Annotated in this window: 4 protein-coding genes; all 4 read right to left on the bottom strand. The window is 61.1% G+C overall.

The window, feature by feature from the left end:
• Window positions 1–130: 130 nt before the first annotated feature.
• Entirely contained in the window at window positions 131–463 is a 333-nt protein-coding gene (locus IE243_RS22420; protein ID WP_191321505.1) for a hypothetical protein, read from the bottom strand.
• A gap of 123 nt (window positions 464–586) precedes the next feature.
• The gene (locus IE243_RS22415; protein WP_244643322.1) at window positions 587–1,051 is read right to left on the bottom strand and encodes a hypothetical protein; all 465 of its coding nucleotides are present in this window, start codon (window positions 1,049–1,051) and stop codon (window positions 587–589) included.
• Between the two features lie 482 nt (window positions 1,052–1,533).
• Window positions 1,534–1,815: a Y16D family protein gene (locus IE243_RS22410; RefSeq protein ID WP_191321503.1), complete on the bottom strand. Its 282-nt coding sequence runs from the start codon at window positions 1,813–1,815 to the stop codon at window positions 1,534–1,536.
• A gap of 63 nt (window positions 1,816–1,878) precedes the next feature.
• Window positions 1,879–2,586, bottom strand: a complete 708-nt coding sequence (locus tag IE243_RS22405; protein ID WP_191321502.1) for a hypothetical protein — start codon at window positions 2,584–2,586, stop codon at window positions 1,879–1,881.
• Window positions 2,587–2,765 lie beyond the last annotated feature (179 nt).

Here is a 2,765-nt window from a genome sequence, read left to right as displayed (position 1 = left end):
CTGGCGCGTTTGCGCCGTGGGCCATCTGGCTTGTTGGGGTTTGATGACCGTCAGGTCACAGCCGATGGTCCTGAAATGAAAAGGCCCGCGGTGGCGGGCCCGTTCTCGGGGGGGACGCGCGATAGCGGGCTCAGGCGGCGGACTGAGCGGCCGCTGCGCGCTTGCGCGCGTGGTAGCCGGCGTAGAAGCGGCGCTGGGCTTCGGAGACCGGCTTGCGGGCCTTCGCGGCGCCATCGGTTGCATCGGTGACGGCCTCGGTCTTGGCCGGGGCGTTCGGGTCGCGCGGCTTCGGCTGGTAGGTGCCGGCGGCCTTGTGCATGGCGATATACTCGGACATCGGCATGTAGGGACGGTCGTAGATCTTGGTCTTCGCCGGCTGGACGGTGATGGCGGCTTGTTCCGGAACCGCGAAGGCGTCCGGAGATTCTGCCGCCTGCTTCCTGTGGTCTATGGGGAAACTCATGGTCGTGGCGGATGCGCGCCCCAGATCAAGTCTCGGAGGCATATTGCGATTTGGGGGCATTGCAATTGGTCCTGAGCGGAATTTTGGGATTGGAAGTGCTGGTCGTTGGGGCGGTTTGCGTAGTCAGGCCCCAGGGGAGCAGTTCCCGGTTGGGTGGTTGAGCAACCAGGTGCGGAGAGCCTGACGCATAAGGCCGATGGGGCCATTGATTATGGCTATATCAGAGCTGGGGGCGATGAAGCCGGCGGACTTGCTGGCTTCAATGAAGTGGCGCGCGAGGTCTACGTAGCGGTGGCCGCCCACCACCGCGACATCGTCAAAGGGCACTGTGTCGAGATCGACCGAGCACAGCGAAGCAATATGTGTCGCGGCGGAGTCGCCGAGAGGCGCCGCCTGGCGGGCGCCTGAATGAGGTGGCCAGCGCATGTCGATTCCGCCGGCTTTCATTTGATCTGCGAGTGCGACGGTCAATCTGCAGTCGTAGTGCTGGATCGGCGTCGAGCCGCCAATGAGACCGTAACGCGCCGAGAGCGCCGCCACTTTCGCGAGCTGTCCCTCCGGGTCAGTGGCCCGCAGTGTTTGCCACAAGGGGCCATTGTATCGCTCCACCGCCGGCGCCCAGTCCGGCTCGGGCCGTTTGGTGGCAGAACAGGCAAGGATCAGAAGCCGGTGAGACGGGACAGGACGGACTGGAGGGCCGAGGATCATTGTTGCGCAGTCCCTTCGGCGGTGGCGGCCGGCTTTGAGAGGTTGTGGCGGGGCGCGCCGCCATTGGCCTTGTCTTCTGGACGTCTTGGCCTGTCAGGTGTCATCGCAAGGGCGCGGGTCGGCGTGGACCGCGAATTCGTCGGAACAATCCCAGTTTCTCCAGGTGGATGGAGGAATTTCGTCGACGAGTGTGGTTTGGCGATTGCCGAAAACACGCCTGCAATGATCGATAGCGGCCTTGTCGGCCTGTGTGGTGCGGTCCGTGCGATCGGTTGAAACACCGGATCTTGAAGATCTATGGGGCATGGCATCTGCTCCGGGCGTGGTTGTTGGCTTGGGATTGGTCCGGCGCTATGCGGTGGTTACCAAAGGTCCTCCGAATAGAGCCTGTGTGCGGCCTTCTTATTGCGGAGGTGCTGGCCGGTGCGCCTGACCAATGACAGGGCGTCCTCACGGGTGAGGTAGCGCCCGTGGCTGGTGGTGAATCCTTCCCGAAAGTCCGAGCCGGGCTCCGCGGACGTATTCAGGAACGATGCCAACGCATGAATGTTCGCGTGGCGGTGAGGCTTCGGGAGTGACCAAAGCCGGCCTTGGGTGTCGAGGATGGCGACGCCGGTAATGACCTCGTATGTGGAGTCAGGCATGTGTGGGCTCCGCTATTGGGTCGTCTTCGGTATTTTCCAGATGGAGGAGTGTCAGCTCGCTGGTCAGATAGCGCGGGCCGCTGCAGTCATGGCCTGGTAGAGCCGAGAATTCCTTCCTTCCAGTCGACGCTGCTGCCTGGCACAGGCCAGATATTTGTTGCACGCGCGCAAGAGCACCTCGTTCTGGGAGATCCGGAGGAGGATTGGGTGATCCGGTGGAAGTGGGGGCCCGCTGTCCAGAGTGTTTAATCGATAATATCGCTCGGTGATTGTGTTGAGCGCTTCGTTTTCCTTGATTGCAACGATTTGGAGCCAGCGAGGAAGTCGGGCTGCGAATGGAAGGTTTGGGTCTACGTATTCGATAAGGATGGCGGCGTCGCATGCGGCCTGTACAAGGCCGAGCATGAGCTTGGTGTCGATGTCTGTCGTCCGATTGATGTTCGTGGCGACAACTTCCCGGATCCGCCGAATTCCGCGCTTGACGGTGGTCGTCTCAGGCAAACGGTTGTCGTTTCGCGTGAGATAGGCTCGGATCTGGTGATCCTTACAGCTTCGGGCCATTTTGAGGAAACGCGCGAAGGAGATAACGAATTTCTCACCATCTAGGACGACAGTTACAAGCCCAAGCTGATGCCCATGAAATGGTTCAAGAAATACGATTTGACCGTAGCTCCGCATCTTGGAGGCAAAATGGACAAATGCCGACATTGCATGGAACAGCGCGTTGATTGGGTTCTGGGCGGCTTGGGAGATAGAAAATGGACGCTTCATGAAGTGCAGCCTCAAACGCAGATGATTTGTCGGGACGCCTGCGAGAGGGCGGCGTCGTTGCGAGTGGCGAACCGAAGCCTTGAATGTTCGGCGATGGCCCGGCTGGAGTATTAGGCGGGCAGGGCAAACGCCTGCTGGCGGCCGTCGGCGACGCGGGCGGATGGGAACATAATGCGAAG

This window comes from Camelimonas fluminis, assembly GCF_014656355.1.
Taxonomy (GTDB): Bacteria; Pseudomonadota; Alphaproteobacteria; order Rhizobiales; family Beijerinckiaceae; genus Camelimonas; species Camelimonas fluminis.
This window is presented reverse-complemented; position numbering and strand designations above follow the sequence as displayed.

What these genes read in the sequence shown, in the direction of transcription:
- IE243_RS22410 (WP_191321503.1), bottom strand. Translation starts at nt 1,815, where the DNA reads ATGCCTGACTCCACATACGAGGTCATTACCGGCGTCGCCATCCTCGAC.
- IE243_RS22405 (WP_191321502.1), bottom strand. Translation starts at nt 2,586, where the DNA reads ATGAAGCGTCCATTTTCTATCTCCCAAGCCGCCCAGAACCCAATCAAC.
- IE243_RS22420 (WP_191321505.1), bottom strand. Translation starts at nt 463, where the DNA reads ATGAGTTTCCCCATAGACCACAGGAAGCAGGCGGCAGAATCTCCGGAC.